We start from the raw sequence: 17,517 nt of genomic DNA, 5'->3' as shown, positions 1-17,517 counted from the left end.
AGTTGAAATCAGGGTAGGAAACGGTAGCCGACGCCGATTTCCGTCAGGATATGGCGCGGTTTGGCCGGGTCGGCCTCGATCTTCTGCCGCAGGTGGCCCACATAGACCCGCAGGTACTGGTGGTTCTCCACCGCCTTGCCGCCCCACACCCGGGTCAGCAGCTGGCGGTGGGTCAGCACCCGGCCCGGCTGGCCGGCCAGGGCCAGCAGCAGGCGGTATTCGATCTGGGAGAGGCGCAGCAGCTCGCCGCCCTTCTCCACCTTGCGCTCGGCACAGTCGATGCGCACGTCGCCGAATTCGATCACCGGGCTTCCCTCCCCCGTGGCTGCCGGGCCCCGGCGCAGCAGGGCGCGGACCCGGGCCAGCAGTTCGGGCACACCGAAGGGCTTGGTCAGGTAATCGTCGGCCCCCGCGTCCAGGGCGGCCACCTTCTGGCTCTCCTGGGTACGGGCGGACAACACCAGCACCGGCGCCGCCGACCAGGCGCGGAAGTCTCGCAGAAAATCCAGGCCGTCCAGGTCCGGCAGGCCCAGGTCGAGAATGAGCAGGGACGGCTTCACGGTACCGGCCTGGACCATGCCGTGGCGGGCCGAACCAGCCTCGCTAACGGCGTAGCCTTCGCTTTCCAGCACGGAGACGACGAATTCCCGGATCGAGACGTCGTCTTCGACCACCAGAAGGGTTTCGCTTGGGTTCATGACTCTTCGTTATCCAGGTCCGCCAGATCCGGCGGCGTTTCCAGGGGCAGACGCAGGCAGAAGCAGGCGCCGCCGCCACTGCGGTTGGCGGCGCTGACGGTGCCGCCGTGGGCTTCGGCAATGGTGCGGGCAATGGCCAACCCGAGGCCAGCGCCGGGCACGTTGGATTCGCTGCGGCCACGGCGAAAGAGGCCGAACAGGGCCTCTTCCTGGCCCGGCACCAGGCCTTCGCCGCGATCACAGACAGAAACCTCCAGCCAACTCTCAGACTGCCCCACCCGCAGGTCGATGGGCTGGTCCGCGGGGGAATACTTGAGCGCATTTTCCAGCAGGTTCCACAGCACCCGCTCGATCAGCACGCCATCGATATGCACTGGCGGCAGGCCGGGAGCAATGGTGATGGCGATGTCCCGCCCATCCGCATGGGGCTCCAGCAGATGCACGGTGGCACCGATGACCTCCTCGATGGGCTGCCATTCCTTCTGCAACTCCACGCTGCCGGAGCGCAACCGGGCCATTTCCAGCAGGTTGGCCAGCAGCTGGTTCACCGCCAGGGCCTGGTCCCGCAGGCGCAGCAGCATGGATTTCTGCTTTTCTTCCCCCCCCACTTTGCCCAAGGCCAGGCCGTCGGCCATGCCCACCAGGGCCGTCAGGGGCGTGCGCAGGTCGTGGGAGAGACTAGCGAGGATGGAACTGCGCAGGGATTCGGCGGCGACTCGCAATTCGCTCTCCCGCACGGCAGCGGCGTACTGGGTACGCTCCAGGGCCACCGCCACCACGGAGGCCATGGTGTCCAGGGCCTCCCGGTATTCGGGATCGTCCAGGGTGCGGCTATCCACCTCGAAGCCGAGCAGACCGAGGAGATCCCGGGTGCCGGCCAGGGGCAGGAGGGCCCGGGAAACGCCCGCCTCCCGGCTGGGCACGGCCACCAGCTGGCGCCGCTCCAGGCAGGCGCGAACCAGGGCTTTGGTCACCACCGGTGGTGGGTTGTCCCAGGCGGCCGGCTCCAGCAGGCGGATGCGATGGGCACCGAAAACATCGGCGAGAAAGCGGCGACTGGTGGCGCTGACTTCTTCGGCGGTCTGGCTGCCGGCCAGGGTCTTGGCCAGGTCGTAGAGAGCCCGGGCCCGGCGGGCCCGCTTGCCAGCCAGGTCCACCTGGGTGCGCAAGGCCGCCGTGAGATGCCCCACCACCAGAGCGACCACCACCATGATGACGGCGGCCAGGACGTACTGAATTTCCGTGATGGCGAGGGAGAAATAGGGGGGAACGAAAACGTAGGCAAAGGCCAGGCTGCTGCCCAGGGCACAGGCCACCGCCGGCCCACGGCCAAAATGGCCACCCACCACCACGACGGCCAGGACGTAGAGCAGGGCAATATTGGAGAGGTCGATGTCGGTACGAAAAGGCCCGGCCAGGGCGGTCCCCAGCAGGACAAGGCCGATGCCCCAGAAATAGCCGATGAAGCGCTTCATGGAACCCATGCTAGCCCTCCCCGCATAAAAGCGCTGTAAAAAAGGGCGAAAAAAAGCGCGCGGCGGTTTCCCGCGCGCGCGCCAACTCAACGCAAGGGTAAATCGTTACAACATGCCCAGGGTGCGGGGCAGCCACAGGGACAGGCTGGGCCAGTAGGTGACCAAGGCCAGGAAGCAGAGCATGGAGAGCAGCCACGGCCAGACGGCGATGGTCAGCTCGGTAATCCCCATCTTCGTGATACCCGAGGCCACGTAAAGGTTGAGGCCCACCGGCGGATGGCACATGCCGACTTCCATATTCACCACGATCAGGATGCCGAAGTGCACCGGGTCGATGCCCAGCTTGACGGCCACCGGGAAGAGGATCGGCGCCATGATCAGCACGATGGAGGAAGGCTCCATGAAGTTGCCGGCCACCAGCAGCAGCACGTTCACCGCCAGGAGGAAGGCAATGGGGCCCAGGCCCTTGTCCAGCAGCCATTCAGCCAGCAACTGGGGGATGTTCTCGTTGGTCATGAGGAAGGAGAACAGTACCGCGTTGGTGATGATGTACAGCAGCATGGCGGACATGTTGGCCGAATCCATCAGCACCTTGGGGATCTGCTTGAGGCCCATGTCCTTGTACACGAACACCGCCACGAAGAAGGCATACACCGCGGACATGGCCGCTGCCTCGGTGGGAGTGAACATGCCGGTGTAGATACCGCCCATGACGATGACGATCAGCAGCAGGCCCCAGACAGACTTGCGGAAGGCTTGCCAACGCTCGCCCCAGGAAGCCTTGGCCATGCGCGGATAGTCGAACTTCTTGGCGCGGTACCAAGTGACCAAGCCCAGGGTGGTCGCCAGCAGCAAGCCCGGAATCACACCGGCCATGAACAGGGCACCGACGGAGGTGTTGGTGGCCACGGAGTACATCACCATGACGATGGAGGGCGGAATGAGAATACCCAGGGCACCGGAGGTAGTGATGACGCCCGCACCAAAGCGGTTCGGGAAGCCTGCCTTGACCATGGCCGGCAGCAGGATGGAGCCGATGGCCACCACGGTGGCCGGGGAAGAACCGGACACCGCTGCGAACAGGGCGCAGGCCAGCACGCCGGCGAGACCGAGGCCGCCGTAGAAGTGGCCCACCATGGCGCTGGCGAAGTTGATCATGCGCCTGGCCACCCCGCCGTGAGTGAGGAAGTTACCGGCCAGAATGAAGAAGGGGATCGCCATGATCTCGAACTTCTCGATACCGGTGAACAGCTTCAGGGCCACGGATTCGATGGGCACCTGGGTCATGGTGAAGAGGAAGGTCAGTACGGTCAGACCCAGGGAGATGGAAATGGGCATCCCCGTCAGCATCAATGCCAGGAGGAGGCCGAAAATGATTGCGGCGTTCATGTTATTGGCCTCCGTTCTTGTCTTCCCGCTTCACGCCATGGGGCGTATCGGGTTCCATGGGCACTTCCTTGCGGCCGGCATCGGCATGCTCCAACTCCTCGGCAGCCTGGATGGCTTCGCCGATGGAGTAGGTCTTGCCTTCTTCCTGGGCCAGCTCTTCTTCCAGACCTTCCACATGACCGTGGTCATGGTGGGGCAGTTCGCCGGTCTTGATGAAGGAGACAGCCACCTGCAGGAAGCGGTAGCACATCAGGTAGGAACCGAGGGGCACGGCGGAATAGACGATCCAGGTCGGCCATTCCAGGTCGGGCGTGATGGGGCCTTCGTAGAGGTCCGGCGCTTCAATGCCGAACCAGTGGAAAAACTGGTAGTGGGCGCCGTTTTCCCAGACGAAGGTAGCACCCAGGGTGCCGACGATGCCGGTGAAGGTGGCGCCGGCCATCAGGCCGAAGAGGACGAACTTGGCGCGGTTCTTCTCGGCCAGGCGATTAATGACCACATCGACGCCGACGTGGATGCCGGTACGCACGCCATAGGCGGCACCGAACTTGGCCATCCACACGAACATGATGATGCACAGTTCCTGGGCCCAGCTGAAGTTGAGGCTGAGCAGCCAGTCCTGCAGGCCCGGGATGTCGTAACCGGAGAGGTAGCGATGGACCACGGAGAGGAAAATGATCACCGTCGCCGCCCCCATGAGGAACGTGATGATCGCCTCTTCGAGGTGATTCAGTAGTTTATTCATGACAGAACTCCCCTACCCTCACAAAAACGCCCGCCCCCAGGGGGTGGCGGGCGTCTTCGCGGGCAGATTGTTTTACTGGGCGGTGAAGCCGGTTTCCTTGTAGATGGACTGGATCAGCTCCTTGCCGATACGGTCAGCCATCTTGGCGTGCACCGGGGTCAGCGCCTTCTTGAAGGCTTCGCGCTCTTCCTTGGTGGGCACGTAGACCTGGGTCTTGCCGCTCTTCTTCACGGATTCCAGATCCTTGTCGTTCTGTTCCTTGGCGATCTTGTTGGCGTAGGTGGTGGATTCCTTCATCGCGGTTTCCAGCTGGCCACGCACGTCGGCGGGCAGGCCTTCCCAGAACTTCTTGTTCACGATGACGGCGTAACCCAGGTAACCGTGGTCGGTCAGGGTCAGATGCTTCTGCACTTCATGCATCTTCTGGGTGTACAGGTTGGAGATCGGGTTCTCGGTACCGTCCACCACGCCGGTCTGCAGGGCCTGGTACACCTCGGAGAAAGCCATCACCTGGGGCAGGGCGCCGATGGTACGCATTTCCTCTTCCAGCACCTTGGAGGACTGGATGCGCATCTTCTTGCCCTTCAGGTCAGCCGGGGTCTTGATCGGGGTATTGGCGGAGAAGGACTTGAAGCCGTTGTCCCAGTAAGCCAGACCCTTGATGCCCTTGGGTTCCAGCTTGGCCAGCAGGGAGGCGCCGACGGGACCGGTGGTGATCTTGTGCAGCTCTTCGTAGTTGTCGAAGATGTAGGGCAAATCGAAGGCTTCGAATTCACGCACGCCCAGGGGGCCGAACTTGGCCAGGGAAGGAGCCAGCATCTGCACGGCGCCCAACTGCAGGGCTTCCATTTCTTCCTTGTCCTTGTACAGCTGGCTGTTCGGGTAGACCTCAACCTTCACCTTGCCCTTGGTCAGCTCGGCGGCGCGCTTGGCGAAAAAGTCGGCAGCCAGACCCTTGGGGGTATCGACGGCCACCACATGGCTGAATTTGATGACGATAGGCTGTTGCGCCACGGCGCCACAGGACAGAACGCCGGCCAGCAGGCCGAACATCAGATGGGAAATTTTCATCTTTCTCCTCCAAGAGAATCTAGGTTTATAGGCCAGCCTGAAGGCCAGCTTGGCGCAGTATCACAAAGGCCATAGACCCGCTCTACTGTGGATATCCACAATCCCCTGGGGGCCATGTTTTTCCCCATGCTGCGGCCCTTCCCCCCGCCCTGAAAAACCGTACGTTATATGCCCTACGATTATTCTCCGGATCTCCTGCTGGCGGCCATCGCCATCGTGGTTGGCATCGCCGCCTTCGTCCATGGCGTCATCGGCATCGGTTTCCCCCTGATCACCACCCCCTGCATCGCCCTGCTGACCGACCTGAAAACGGCGGTACTGGTCACCGTGCTGCCCAATATCCTGCTCAACGTGCTGTCCATCCTGCGGGGCGGCAATTGGCGGGACAACCTGGCGGAGCACTGGCGGCTGGCGGCTTACGTCTTCGTCGGCAGCCTGGTGGGCACCCAGTTCCTCATCGGCTTGCCGGCGGAGCCCCTGAAGCTGGCCCTGGCGCTGATGATGCTGGTCTCTCTCAATCTCAATCGCCTGAAAACCTGGGACTGGTCTTTTCTCACCACCCGCCGCCGCACTTCCGAAGCGGCCTTCGGCCTGGCGGCCGGCGTGCTGTCGGGCACCGTGAATGTCTCAGTACCGCCCCTGGCCATCTACTTTCTCGGCCTGGCGCTGAGCCCCACAGCCACGGTGCAGCTGTTCAACGTCTGCTTCATTGTTGGCAAGCTGACTCAGGCAGGCACCCTGGCGGCCCACGGCGAATTCACCGCCGCCATTCTCTGGCAGAGCGCCGGCCTGACGGTACTGGCCGGCCTCTGCCTGATTCCGGGAATGCGCATTCAGTCGCGCATGGAAACGGCCACCTATCGCCGCTGGCTCAACGCCACCCTGGCCCTGATGGCGGCCCTGATGCTGATCCAGGTGGGCCTGGCCTGGTGGCGCTGAAGCGGAGCGCCCTCAGACCCGGAAGCGGCTGACGGCTTCCTGCATTTCCCCGGCCACCCGGTCCAGGGTATCCGCCGCCCGGGAGGTCTCGTTGGCGGCGGCATTGGTTTCTTCCGCATGAGTGGCGATTTCCTCCACCTTGCGGGCCACCTCGGTGGAGGCGGAAGACTGCTCCCGCAGGGCTACATCCACATCGCCGATGATCTCGGCCACCCGCCGCGCCATGTCCTGTAGTTGGGCAATGGTGGCTCCGGCCTGGCGGGCATGATCGACGCTGCTTTCCACCGCCCCCACACCGCCGCCAATACCGGCCACCACCTGGCGGGTGGATTCCTGGATGGAGCCCACCATCTGGGTGATCTCACCGGTGGACTGGGCAGTGCGCTCGGAGAGCTTGCGTACTTCATCGGCCACCACGGCGAAACCGCGCCCGTGCTCCCCAGCCCGGGCCGCCTCGATGGCGGCGTTTAGGGCCAAGAGATTGGTCTGGTCGGCAATGTCCTTGATGACGCTGACGATGTTGGAAATCTTCTGGGATTCCTCTTCCAGGTTGCCGATCTGCTGGGCGGCCACCTTCACCACATCCGACACCTGGTTGATCTCGCCCACCAGGCGGTCCACCGTCTCACGCCCCGCACGGGCCTGTTCATCGGATTCGGCAGCCAGGCGGGCAGCATCGCCGGTGTTGTCGGAAACGTGATTGATCGAAACCGTCAGTTCCTCGATGTTGGCGGCAATGGCGGAGGAGGCGGAGCTTTGGATGGTCACGCTTTGCTCCATCTGGCGTACCGTACCTGCCAGCTGCTGGGCGGCAGTGGAAATTTCGGCAGCCCCTTCCTTGGTCTGGCCGATGGTGCTGCGCAGGGCCTGCTGCATCTCGCCCATGGCCGCCACCAAGCGCCCCACTTCATCGCCGGTGCTGGGTGGCAGGTTGCCGGTGAGATCGCCGGAGGCGATACGCCGGGCCACTTCCAGAGCCTCGTCAAGGCGCCGGGCCATGCGCTGGGCCAGCAGGAAGGAGACCACCAGGGCCACCACCACTCCTGCCACCAGAGCCATCAGGCCGCCGGAAATGGCGCTCTTGACGTCACCCGAGGCACGCTGGGCCACCTTATCGGCCCCCTCCCGGTTGAACTTGGCCAGATCATCGGTACGGTCCCGCAGCTGGTTGGCCTTCTCCACCCAGTTCTTGCGGCGTAGTTGCTGGGCTTCTTCTTCCTTACCGGCCTTGGACAGGGCAATGGCCTCCTCCACCGTCGTCTTGTAGCCATCCACCGCCTTGGCCACGCCATCCAGAATAGCCTGCTCCTGGGGGCCGGTGACCATGGGCTGGTATTCCTTGATGACGGCTCGCACGTCCTCATCCAGCTTGGCCAAGGATTTCTCGATCTTCACCTTCTCTTCGGGGGAGCCCGGCATCATGTATTCCAGGCTGCGTACCCGGTAACGCAGGCGCTCCTGGCTCACCTTGCCCACCAGTTGCAGGGAAGGCAGCCAGTTGGTGATGATTTCCTCGGTTTCACCGCCCACCTTCTGGATCTGGAGGATACAGAACACCAGGGCCAGCACCAGGATGCCGCCGGTGACGGCGAAGTTCACATACAGTTTGGCCCGCAGGCTTAGGTGATCGAACCAGTTCATGACATGTCCCCAGGTCGTTATTGGTATGGGCGCATACGCACGGTTATGCACCTGTCTCCAATATAGCGCAGCCGGGGGGCGGTGCAGCTGTGGCGTATTTCACGGAAGATGATCCTGACGCCCCTGCAGCGGGCCGGTACAATACCGCCTTCGCCGCCGCCCAGGGCGCGGCTTTCGCCCATCGCAACCACGAGTTTTCCATGGCCCAATACGTAATGTCGATGCTCCGCGTGAGCAAGGTCGTGCCGCCCAAGCGGCAGATCATCAAGGATATTTCCCTCTCCTTCTTCCCCGGCGCCAAGATCGGCCTGCTGGGCCTCAACGGCTCAGGCAAGTCCACCGTGCTGAAAATCATGGCCGGTGTGGAAAAGGAATACGACGGGGAAGTGCAGTGGCAGCCCAACCTGCGCATCGGCTACCTGGCCCAGGAACCCCAGCTGGACCAGGAAAAGACGGTGCGCCAGGAGGTGGAATCCGCCCTGGGCGAGATCATGGAAGCCAAGCAGAAGCTGGAAGAGGTGTACGCCGCCTACGCCGAGCCCGATGCAGATTTCGACAAGCTGGCTGAAGAACAGGCCCGCTGCGAGGCCATCCTGGCCACGGCCGGCAGCGACACCGAAACTCAGATGGAAATCGCCGCCGACGCCCTGCGCCTGCCGGCCTGGGATGCTTCCATCAAGCACCTCTCCGGCGGTGAGAAGCGCCGCGTCGCCCTGTGCAAGCTGCTACTTTCCAAGCCCGACATGCTGCTGCTGGACGAACCCACCAACCACCTGGATGCAGAATCTGTGGAATGGCTGGAGCAGTTCCTCTGCCGCTTCCCCGGCACCGTGGTGGCCGTTACCCACGACCGCTACTTCCTCGACAACGCCGCCGAATGGATCCTGGAACTGGACCGGGGCGAGGGCATTCCCTGGAAGGGCAACTACTCTTCCTGGCTGGAGCAGAAGGAAACCCGCCTGGAACAGGAAGGCAAGCAGGAAGCCGCCCGCATGAAGGCCATGAAGCAGGAACTGGAATGGGTACGGCAGAATCCCAAGGGGCGCCAGGCCAAGTCCAAGGCCCGTATCGCCCGCTTCGAGGAACTCTCCAGCTACGAATACCAGAAGCGCAACGAAACCCAGGAAATCTTCATTCCCGTGGGCGAGCGCCTGGGCAATGAAGTCCTCGAGTTCGACGGCGTTTCCAAGGCCTTCGGCGACCGCCTGCTGATCGACAACCTGTCATTCAAGGTTCCCGCTGGTGCCATCGTCGGCATCATCGGCCCCAACGGTGCGGGTAAATCCACTCTCTTCCGCATGCTCAGCGGGCAGGAGCAGCCGGATAGCGGCGAAGTGAAAATCGGCAGTACGGTGAAAATGTCCTTCGTGGACCAGAGCCGGGAAAACCTCTCCGGCAACAAGACTGTCTTCGAGGAAATCGCCAACGGTGCCGATATCCTCACCGTCGGCAAGTTCGAAATGTCCAGCCGGGCCTACATCGGCCGCTTCAACTTCAAGGGCGGCGACCAGCAGAAGCAGGTCGGCAACCTCTCCGGCGGCGAGCGCGGCCGCCTGCACCTGGCCAAGACCCTGCTGGAAGGCGGCAACGTCCTGCTGCTGGACGAACCCTCCAACGACCTGGACGTGGAAACCCTGCGCGCCCTGGAAGATGCCCTGCTGGAATTCCCCGGCTGCGCCATGGTGATCTCCCACGACCGCTGGTTCCTCGACCGTATCTGTACCCATATCCTGGCGGCCGAAGGGGATTCCCAGTGGACCTTCTTTGACGGCAACTACCAGGAATACGAGGCCGACAAGAAGCGCCGCCTGGGTGAAGAAGGCGCCAAGCCCAAGCGTATCCGCTACAAGCCCATCAGCCGTTAAGAGGCGCGGCGACCCACCAAATCTTGCCCGGAATGGCCGCCCGCCCCTGGTACTGACCCAAGCCCGCCTCCCGGCGGGCTTTTTCCATTCAGATATCTTCATGCCCTTTTACGCCACCTTGCGCCGCCTCGACCTGTGCCTGGAAAACCGGCAGGAGCGACCCGCCCTGGAAGGCTGGCGGCGCTTCCTGGCGGAATTCTGGTGGTTCGGCATCAAGGAGGCCCGGGCCTGCATTTTCGCCGGGCTCTTCTTTCTCGCCCTCTTCGCCGTGCCGCGCGGCGGCTGGCTAGGCATCGCCCGCTATGACCTGCTCCTGCTGATCGCCCTGGGCCTGCAGGCCTGGCTGCTGTGGCGGCGTATCGAGACCTGGGATGAAGCCCGGACCATCCTGCTTTTCCACCTGGCAGGATTTTCCCTCGAAGTCTTCAAGGTTTCCGCTCCCATCGCCTCCTGGAGCTACCCGGACCCCGCCCTGACCAAGGTACTCGGTGTACCGCTGTTTTCCGGCTTCATGTACGCCGCCGTCGGCAGCTACGTCATGCAGGCCTGGCGTATCCTGCATCTGCGCATCGAACGCCATCCGCCTTACTGGATGAGCGGCGGCCTGGCCTTGCTGCTCTATCTCAACCTGTTCACCCACCACTTCATTGGCGACTACCGCTGGTATCTGGCGGCCCTCGCCCTGGGGCTTTACGCCCGCAGCAGCATCATCTTCACCCCCCTGGATCGGGAACGCTCCATGCCCTTCCTGCTCGGATTCATCCTGGTGGGCTTTTTCATCTGGCTGGCCGAGAACATGGGCACCTTCCTCGGTGTCTGGCGCTACCCCAACCAGCTAGGTGCCTGGGCCACGGTGCACCTGGGCAAATGGTCTTCCTGGACCATGCTGGTCCTGATGATTTTTACCCTGGTCAGCGGCCTCAAGCACGTCAAGGCCAGAATCCAGCTTTCACCCTAGCCCCGGAGCAGGGTATGGGGAGGATGCCGGGCTTCAGGCTTCAGGCAAAAAAATACCCGCCTCGGGGGCGGGTATTCGCGGGAATTCTGTGTGGCCCGTAAGTGGGCGGCCAACTTAGTGGCTGGTACGCAGGCTGGCTTCGAAAGCGGCTTCGTACTTTTCGGGGAACTGGTAGGCGCTGAAAGCGTTGCGCACCACATCCAGATTTTGACTAGCGCCGTGATCCTCGAAACGGATGCCAATGGCGCGGCCATTGTTGGCCAGGGTCATGAAAGCGTAGCGCCAGCTTTGGGCTTCTGCCAGGCGCTCGCGCAGTTCTTCTTCGCGAGTGATGGTGATACCGGCCCGTTTCAGGGAATCCAGGAATTCTTCGAAGGACTCGTTGCTAAGGCTGCCCATTTGGGTACTCTCCTTGGTTGTCCGGGGCGGATTCTCGCCCCCTTGAGAGCAATAACGCAGGAGCGTTTCGATCGGTTGACTTAAAGTTTCACTTTAATTGCCAGACCGTATCCGGGACCCAAACAGCCGCCCTCAGGCCGAGGATTCGGCCTTGACCGTGCGGCGCAGCAGGCCGAAGACCGGGGTCGGCAGCCGCCACTCCCGGGTTTCCACGTAAAAGTGGAAGACCGTACCTGCCGCCAGGCTGGTTACCCAGGCCAGCACCATACCCATCAGATGCCAGGCAGGCTCCGCCGGCACGAAGTGGTCGAAAGCACCATTGACCAGCAGGCAGATGGGGAAATGGACCAAGAAGACGGAGTAGGAAACGCGGGAGAGGAACAGCACCACCTCCCGGCCGGGCAGGCGCTTGGGCCAGTAGCCCATCCAGTCGCCACGCCGGGCCAGGCCAAGGGCCAGGGCAACCGTCACCGCCACGCCGATGCGCAGGCGGAAATCCAGCAACAGAGCCCCCAGGGCGACGGAGGCAATAATGGCCAGCCAAATCGGGGATTGACCCTTTTCCGAGGCCCAGTAAGCCATGACGCCCATGCCATAGGCCCCGAAGAAGTAGACAGCCCAGATATCCCAGGAAGCATCGCGGTTGAAGTGGAACAGGGAGGCCAGCACCAGGGAGAAAACAAGGAGCATGCCCAGGCTATGCACGCCCCGGCTGCGCCCGCCGGCCATGGCCGGAATGCTCTCCCGGCCCAGGCGACCCAGCCAGAGCAGACCGACGAGCAGGGCGAAGAGCTGGAAGTCGATGGCGATGTACCAGACGCCGGCGGAGAGGGCGTCAAAGTCCAGAATGTTGTGCAGCAGGAAGACATGGGCCAGGACCTGCAAGGCAGCCGGCTGGCCGGGAATGGAATCGTGCTCCATCCAGCCCCGGGCCACATAGGCGCAGATGATGGCAATGGCCATGGCGAGGAGGAAGGGCGGTACCAGCCGCAGATAGCGGCGGGCCAGCATGGCCACGGGCTGCCGGGTCAGCAGTTGGCCCTGGGGCGCCAGGGCGCGGACCGCCAGGAAGCCGCCCACCACCAGGAAGACCTGGACGGCGATGCGGGCGTATTCGCTGAGCCAGCCGATCAGGCCGGGCAGCAGTTCCTGGGCCGCATCGGACATGGGGCCGTAGAACGCCAGGTGATGGAGAACGATGAGCTGGGAAGCGACAGCTTTGAGAACGTCAATGAAGACCAGGCGTGATGGGCCAGCGGACATGGCAGATTTCAACAGGATCCTGGCCCGGTACCGGCAGTCGGCAGAACGGACCATTTAAAAAGTTAAAACGGCAGAAGCAGGCGAACCACGGTCCACGACCGTGTTTTGCCCGCTCCAGACGCTTTTGCCGTGCATACCCCGTACGGCAAAAGCGCAGGATTATACCAAAATCATTAGCAAAAATTAGGCCTAAAAACCCAAACCCGTCACAGCAACTGATCAGGCCTTGGCGGCTTCAGCCACCCGCTGGGCGATATGGGCCAGGGCTTCATCCACCTGATCCACCAGGATCAGGCAGAGGTCGCCCGGATTGAGGCGGCCCAGGGCCGTATCGATGGCCAGGAACTCGCCACGGATTTCTTCCACCGCCCGGGTCCGGGCGGCATCCACCAGGCCTTCCCGCAGCAAACCCAGCACTTCGCCGTCGGCCCGGCCGCGCTGGCAGGCATCCTGGTAGAGAATGACGCTGTCGAAGGCAGCGCCCAGGATGCGGGTCTGCTGGCGGATATCCTCGTCCCGGCGGTCGCCAGCACCACTGATGACCACCGCACGCTGCTTGGCCGGCAGGGCGTCGATGGCGTTGACCAGGGCCTGAATGGCATCCGGGTTATGGCCGTAGTCGGCAATCAGGGTGGCACCCTTGTAGTCGAAGAGATTGAAACGGCCGGGAGCCGTGGCGGCATCGCTGACAAAAGAGGCCAGACCCTGGCGGATCACGTCCCAGCCGATACCCATGGCCCAGGCCGCCGCCGTGGCGGCCATGACGTTCTCCACCTGGAAGCCGATGGCACCACCCCGGGTCAGGGGCACCCCGGAAAGGGGCAGGCGATGCACCACGGTGGAGCCTTCCGCCACCACGATGTCCCCGCCTTCCACATAGACACCGCGGCGCCCCTGGGCAAATTGGGTGGCCATGACAGGGTGGTGGGGGTCGGCGGTGAAGAAGATGACGGAGCCCGGGCAGGACTCGGCCATGCGCACGACGATGGGGTCGTTGGCGTTGAGTACGGCATAGCCATTAGCGGCCACGTTTTCCACGATGACACGCTTCACCACCGCCAGGTCTTCCACGGTGTTGATGTAGGCCAGGCCCAGGTGGTCGCCCATGCCGATGTTGGTCACCACGGCCACGTTGCAGCGGTCGAAACCCAGGCCCTCGCGCAGCACGCCGCCCCGGGCAGTTTCCAGCACGGCTGCATCCACATCGGGATGCAGCAGCACATTGCGGGCGCTCTTGGGGCCGGAGCAGTCGCCGGTGTCGATGCGCTTGCCCTGGATATACACGCCGTCGGTGCCGGTCATGCCGGTGCGCTGACCGTTGCAGGTAAACAGGTGGGAAATCAGGCGCACCGTGGTGGTCTTGCCGTTGGTGCCGGCCACGGCCACCACCGGGATACGGCCGTCGTCGCCGTTCGGATACATGGTGGAAATGACCGCCTCGCCCACCGCCCGGCCCTTGCCGAAGGAGGGCTGCAGGTGCATGCGCAGGCCGGGAGCAGCATTGACTTCGACGATACCGCCGCCCTGCTCTTCCAGGGGACGCTGCACGGTTTCGCACACCACGTCCACACCGCAGATGTCCAGGCCCACCATCTGGGCTGCCGCCACGGCCTTGGCGGCCAGTTCGGGATGGACATCGTCGGTCACGTCGGTGGCAGAGCCGCCGGTGGACAGGTTGGCGTTGTTGCGCAGGGCCACCCGGGCGCCGCGGGGCGGCACGGAGTCGGCGTTGTAGTTCTGCCGGGCCAGGGTGGCCAGGGCAATTTCATCGAAACGGATTTTGGTCAGGGAAGTGGCATGACCCTCGCCCCGGCGCGGGTCGGCATTCACCTGGTCCACCAGCTGACGGATGGTATGCACACCGTCACCGATGACCTGGGGCGGATCGCGACGGGCGGCGGCCACCAGATGCTTGCCCACCACCAGGACGCGGAAGTCCTGACCCGGCAGGTAGCGTTCCACCATCACATCATCGCGGAATTCTGAGGCCACCTCGAAGGCCATGCGCACTTCGGCCTCGCTCTTCAGGTTGACGGCCACGCCCTTGCCCTGGTTGCCGTCCCGGGGCTTGACCACCACCGGCAGGCCGATTTCCTGGGCAGCCACCCAGGCATCGTCCGCATCGGCCACGGTACGGCCCCAGGGCACCGGCACGCCGGCGGCGCGCAGCAGTTCCTTGGTCAGTTCCTTGTCCTGGGCGATGGATTCGGCAATGGCGCTGGTGCAATCCATTTCGGCGGCCTGGATGCGGCGCTGCTTGCTGCCCCAGCCGAACTGCACCAGGCTGCCTTCGGTCAGGCGGCGGAAGGGAATGCCCCGGGCCACGGCGGCATCGACAATGGAGCCGGTGGAGGGGCCGAGACGCACGTCTTCGTCCAGTTCCCGCAGGCGGGCCAGTACCGTGTCCAGATCGAAGGGGCGGTTTTCCTGGGCGGCCTGGCACAGTTCTACGGCCAGATCGAAAGCCAGACGGCCTACCGGTTCTTCGGTGTACTCCACCACCACCTGATAGACCCCCGGGTCCAGGGTTTCCGCCGTGCGGCTGAAGGTCACCGGGCAGCCTGCGGAGGCCTGCAGGCCCAGGGCGGCGAATTGCAGGGCGTGGGCCAGGGACGGCAGGGCCGCGCTGGCCGGCATGACCAGGCCCACTTCGGGGAAGCGCTCCAGCAGCCGGTCGAGGAAGGCCTCAAGGTCGGCAGCGGTCTGGGGAGAACGGCGTTCAGCCTCGCTACAGGTAACGATGGCTTCGATGGAGGTGTGGCGGCTCCACAGGTTGGGGCCGCGCAGGGCTCGGATGCGGGAGACTTCCATAAAAAATCCTGTAATGACCGTTTAGTCGGGATCGCCGCCGGCACCGGGCCGGGCGGCGAGCGTCTCTGTCAGTCGGCAATCATCAAACGGTGGGCACAGCGTCCAGGACGAAAGTCTCCAGACCGGCGCGAATGACTTCGGGGGCGATATCCAGGGCCCGGGCAGTGGCCACGGCAGCCAGCACGTTCTCGGCCTGGAAGTCGGAACCGCCGGCGGCCAGGGGAACCTGGGCCAGATCCAGCAGCTTGGTTTCTTCCCAGCCCTTGGCCAGAACCACGGCGCCTTCCCGCAGCAGCACGGCACGGCCGCCCTTGGAGCGGTGCTCGGCCAGGACCGGTAAACCGGGGTCGGCAGCGAAGTAGATCACCTCGCCATCACACAACTCGGCCATTTCCACCAGCTGGGATTCCCGGGCGTTGAGCACGGCCACCCCGGTGGGCAGCACCACATCCACCTGGGTACGCAGGGTGGTGAAGCGCTTCTCGGGGGAATCCATGTAGAACTTGCTGAGGTCTTCAATGGGCTCGAAATTGGTCACCACCCCGACCTGGCAACGGTCGTACGCCAGGCCCTCAGTCACGATGGAGGTGGCGCTGTTTTCGATCACGGCGGCCTGCACCGAGCGGTTCATCAGGATGCGGCGAGCCGTATCCCACTGGGCCCGGTCGCCGGCTTCCACCAGGCGGCGGTCCAGATACAGGCCGGCGCTGCTGGCGAGGCCGGTGTAATGGCCAGAAAGCTCGAGCAGACGGGCGACAATGCGGGCCACGGTGGTCTTGCCCTTGCCCCCGGTGATGCCGACGACGGGAATGCGGCCGCTGTCGCCATTGGGGAAGAGGTGCTCGACGATGGCCTTGCCCACAGGCTGGGGCTCACCGGCGGAGGGCTTGATGTGCATCAGCAGGCCGGGGCCGGCATTGACCTCGACGATGGCGCCGCTCTGGTCGGCCAGGGGCTTGGAGACGTCTTCCACCACCAAATCCACCCCGGCGATGTCCAGGCCGACGATGCGGGCGGCCAGGGCCACGGTCTCGGCGGTATCCGGATGAACCTCGGCGGTGCAGTCGATGGAGACGTTGCCGTTGCGCTGGATCACCACCACCTTGCCTTGGGGCGGCACGCCTTCGGGCTCGAAGCCTTGGCGCTTGATCTCCAGGCGGGCGGCGGAATCGATGCGGACCCGGTTGAGGGGGTGATCTTCGCTGTTGCCACGGCGGGGATCGGAATTCAGTTGCAGTTCGATCAGTTCCAGCACGGTGGACTTGCCGTCCCCCACCACCTGGGCAGTTTCGCCCCGGGAAGCCGCCACCAGACGGCCGCCCACCACCAGCAGGCGGTGCTCGTTGCCGGGAATGAAGCGTTCGACGATGACCTCGCTGCCCTCATCCTGGGCCACGTGGAAGGCGGTTTCGACTTCTTCCCGGGTAGTCAGGTTGGTGAATACGCCGCGGCCGTGGTTGCCATCGCTGGGCTTGACCACCACCGGCAGACCGATATCCTCGGCGGCTTCCCAGGCTTCCTCGGGGGAATCCACGGTGACACCTTCCGGCACGGGCACGCCGCAGGAGGCCAGCAGGCTCTTGGTCAGGTCCTTGTCCCGGGAGATGCTCTCGGCAATGGCGCTGGTGCGGTCGGTTTCGGCCGTCCAGATGCGGCGCTGGCGGGCACCGTAGCCCAGTTGCACCAGATTGCCGGTGGACAGGCGGATGAAGGGCAGGTGCCGGCTCTCGGCGGCATCCACGATGCAGCCAGTGGAGGGGCCAAGGCAGTGGTCGTCCACTAGGTCACGCAGGTGATCCACGGCGGCAGCAACGTCGAAGGGCTTGTCCTCGATGGCGGCCATCACCAGATCCCGGGCGGCCTCCAGGGCGTAGCGGGTGACCACTTCATGCCAGGCCGTCACCACTACCTTGTAGACGCCGCGGACCGGCACTTCCCGGGCGCGACCAAAGCCGCCGGGCATGCCGGCCAGGGTCTGCAACTCCAGGGAGACGTGCTCCATGATGTGGCCCGGCCAGGTGCCTTCCTCGACGCGGCGCAGAAAACCGCCGCGCTCGTCGTAGCTGCAACGGTGCTCCACCAGGGAGGGCAGCCAGGCAGACAGGCGCTCGTAGAAACCGGGAATGGTGTTGGAGGGACAGTCCTCCAGATCACCGATATCCACCAGGGCTTCGAGGACGGGAGTGTAGGTCCAGATGTTCGGACCCTTGAGATGGGTGATGCTCAGGAATTTGATTGTCTTGTGGCTCATACCTTTTGCCGG

General features: G+C 64.0%; 13 protein-coding genes. 3 read left to right on the top strand and 10 right to left on the bottom strand.

Features of this window, described 5'->3' with window-relative positions:
• Window positions 1-8: 8 nt before the first annotated feature.
• The 5 genes from AZSI13_RS03020 to AZSI13_RS03000 form a co-directional block, all read right to left on the bottom strand.
• On the bottom strand, window positions 9-698 hold the full coding sequence (locus AZSI13_RS03020; RefSeq protein ID WP_109039711.1) for a response regulator: 690 nt from the start codon (window positions 696-698) through the stop codon (window positions 9-11).
• A complete protein-coding gene (locus AZSI13_RS03015) occupies window positions 695-2,182 on the bottom strand; it encodes a DUF4118 domain-containing protein (protein ID WP_109039710.1) in 1,488 nt (495 codons plus the stop codon). Before AZSI13_RS03015 ends, AZSI13_RS03020 begins: the two co-directional genes overlap by 4 nt.
• Window positions 2,183-2,278: 96 nt before the next feature.
• On the bottom strand, window positions 2,279-3,562 hold the full coding sequence (locus tag AZSI13_RS03010) for a TRAP transporter large permease (protein WP_109039709.1): 1,284 nt from the start codon (window positions 3,560-3,562) through the stop codon (window positions 2,279-2,281).
• A 1-nt stretch (window position 3,563) separates the two neighbouring features.
• Window positions 3,564-4,307, bottom strand: coding sequence for a TRAP transporter small permease (locus AZSI13_RS03005; RefSeq protein WP_109039708.1), 744 nt, complete (start codon window positions 4,305-4,307; stop codon window positions 3,564-3,566).
• Between the two features lie 72 nt (window positions 4,308-4,379).
• Window positions 4,380-5,378, bottom strand: coding sequence for a TRAP transporter substrate-binding protein (locus AZSI13_RS03000; protein ID WP_109039707.1), 999 nt, complete (start codon window positions 5,376-5,378; stop codon window positions 4,380-4,382).
• Between the two features lie 168 nt (window positions 5,379-5,546).
• Between AZSI13_RS03000 and AZSI13_RS02995 the strand changes: the two genes are divergently transcribed.
• A complete protein-coding gene (locus AZSI13_RS02995; protein ID WP_109039706.1) occupies window positions 5,547-6,317 on the top strand; it encodes a sulfite exporter TauE/SafE family protein in 771 nt (256 codons plus the stop codon).
• Window positions 6,318-6,329: 12 nt separating this feature from the next.
• Here AZSI13_RS02995 and AZSI13_RS02990 read toward each other — a convergent pair whose 3' ends face one another.
• On the bottom strand, window positions 6,330-7,958 hold the full coding sequence (locus AZSI13_RS02990; protein ID WP_109039705.1) for a methyl-accepting chemotaxis protein: 1,629 nt from the start codon (window positions 7,956-7,958) through the stop codon (window positions 6,330-6,332).
• Between the two features lie 200 nt (window positions 7,959-8,158).
• On the opposite strand from AZSI13_RS02990, the gene ettA reads away from it, so the two are divergent.
• Window positions 8,159-9,823, top strand: a complete 1,665-nt coding sequence (gene ettA / locus AZSI13_RS02985; protein WP_109040016.1) for an energy-dependent translational throttle protein EttA — start codon at window positions 8,159-8,161, stop codon at window positions 9,821-9,823.
• 100 nt (window positions 9,824-9,923) lie between these two features.
• On the top strand, window positions 9,924-10,781 hold the full coding sequence (locus tag AZSI13_RS02980) for a DUF817 domain-containing protein (protein ID WP_201262288.1): 858 nt from the start codon (window positions 9,924-9,926) through the stop codon (window positions 10,779-10,781).
• 114 nt (window positions 10,782-10,895) lie between these two features.
• On the opposite strand, the gene AZSI13_RS02975 is transcribed toward AZSI13_RS02980, so the two are convergent.
• The 4 genes from AZSI13_RS02975 to cphA (AZSI13_RS02960) all read right to left on the bottom strand — a co-directional run bounded on the left by AZSI13_RS02975 (window position 10,896) and on the right by cphA (AZSI13_RS02960) (window position 17,505).
• A complete protein-coding gene (locus tag AZSI13_RS02975; RefSeq protein ID WP_109039704.1) occupies window positions 10,896-11,180 on the bottom strand; it encodes a hypothetical protein in 285 nt (94 codons plus the stop codon).
• A gap of 132 nt (window positions 11,181-11,312) precedes the next feature.
• Window positions 11,313-12,443 carry an acyltransferase gene (locus tag AZSI13_RS02970; protein ID WP_109039703.1) on the bottom strand — a complete coding sequence of 377 codons (1,131 nt, stop codon included), beginning with the start codon at window positions 12,441-12,443 and terminating at the stop codon, window positions 11,313-11,315.
• 219 nt (window positions 12,444-12,662) lie between these two features.
• Window positions 12,663-15,254, bottom strand: coding sequence for a cyanophycin synthetase (cphA, locus tag AZSI13_RS02965; protein ID WP_109039702.1), 2,592 nt, complete (start codon window positions 15,252-15,254; stop codon window positions 12,663-12,665).
• Window positions 15,255-15,336: 82 nt separating this feature from the next.
• Entirely contained in the window at window positions 15,337-17,505 is a 2,169-nt protein-coding gene (gene cphA, locus AZSI13_RS02960) for a cyanophycin synthetase (RefSeq protein ID WP_109039701.1), read from the bottom strand.
• Window positions 17,506-17,517: the final 12 nt, after the last annotated feature.

It is taken from the genome of Azospira sp. I13 (assembly GCF_003112695.1).
Classification (GTDB): Bacteria; Pseudomonadota; Gammaproteobacteria; order Burkholderiales; family Rhodocyclaceae; genus Azospira.
This window is presented reverse-complemented; position numbering and strand designations above follow the sequence as displayed.

What these genes read in the sequence shown, in the direction of transcription:
- AZSI13_RS03015 (WP_109039710.1), bottom strand. Translation starts at nt 2,182, where the DNA reads ATGGGTTCCATGAAGCGCTTCATCGGCTATTTCTGGGGCATCGGCCTT.
- AZSI13_RS02970 (WP_109039703.1), bottom strand. Translation starts at nt 12,443, where the DNA reads ATGTCCGCTGGCCCATCACGCCTGGTCTTCATTGACGTTCTCAAAGCT.
- AZSI13_RS02975 (WP_109039704.1), bottom strand. Translation starts at nt 11,180, where the DNA reads ATGGGCAGCCTTAGCAACGAGTCCTTCGAAGAATTCCTGGATTCCCTG.
- cphA (WP_109039701.1), bottom strand. Translation starts at nt 17,505, where the DNA reads ATGAGCCACAAGACAATCAAATTCCTGAGCATCACCCATCTCAAGGGT.
- ettA (WP_109040016.1), top strand. Translation starts at nt 8,159, where the DNA reads ATGGCCCAATACGTAATGTCGATGCTCCGCGTGAGCAAGGTCGTGCCG.
- AZSI13_RS03000 (WP_109039707.1), bottom strand. Translation starts at nt 5,378, where the DNA reads ATGAAAATTTCCCATCTGATGTTCGGCCTGCTGGCCGGCGTTCTGTCC.
- cphA (WP_109039702.1), bottom strand. Translation starts at nt 15,254, where the DNA reads ATGGAAGTCTCCCGCATCCGAGCCCTGCGCGGCCCCAACCTGTGGAGC.
- AZSI13_RS02990 (WP_109039705.1), bottom strand. Translation starts at nt 7,958, where the DNA reads ATGAACTGGTTCGATCACCTAAGCCTGCGGGCCAAACTGTATGTGAAC.
- AZSI13_RS03005 (WP_109039708.1), bottom strand. Translation starts at nt 4,307, where the DNA reads ATGAATAAACTACTGAATCACCTCGAAGAGGCGATCATCACGTTCCTC.
- AZSI13_RS03020 (WP_109039711.1), bottom strand. Translation starts at nt 698, where the DNA reads ATGAACCCAAGCGAAACCCTTCTGGTGGTCGAAGACGACGTCTCGATC.
- AZSI13_RS03010 (WP_109039709.1), bottom strand. Translation starts at nt 3,562, where the DNA reads ATGAACGCCGCAATCATTTTCGGCCTCCTCCTGGCATTGATGCTGACG.
- AZSI13_RS02980 (WP_201262288.1), top strand. Translation starts at nt 9,924, where the DNA reads ATGCCCTTTTACGCCACCTTGCGCCGCCTCGACCTGTGCCTGGAAAAC.
- AZSI13_RS02995 (WP_109039706.1), top strand. Translation starts at nt 5,547, where the DNA reads ATGCCCTACGATTATTCTCCGGATCTCCTGCTGGCGGCCATCGCCATC.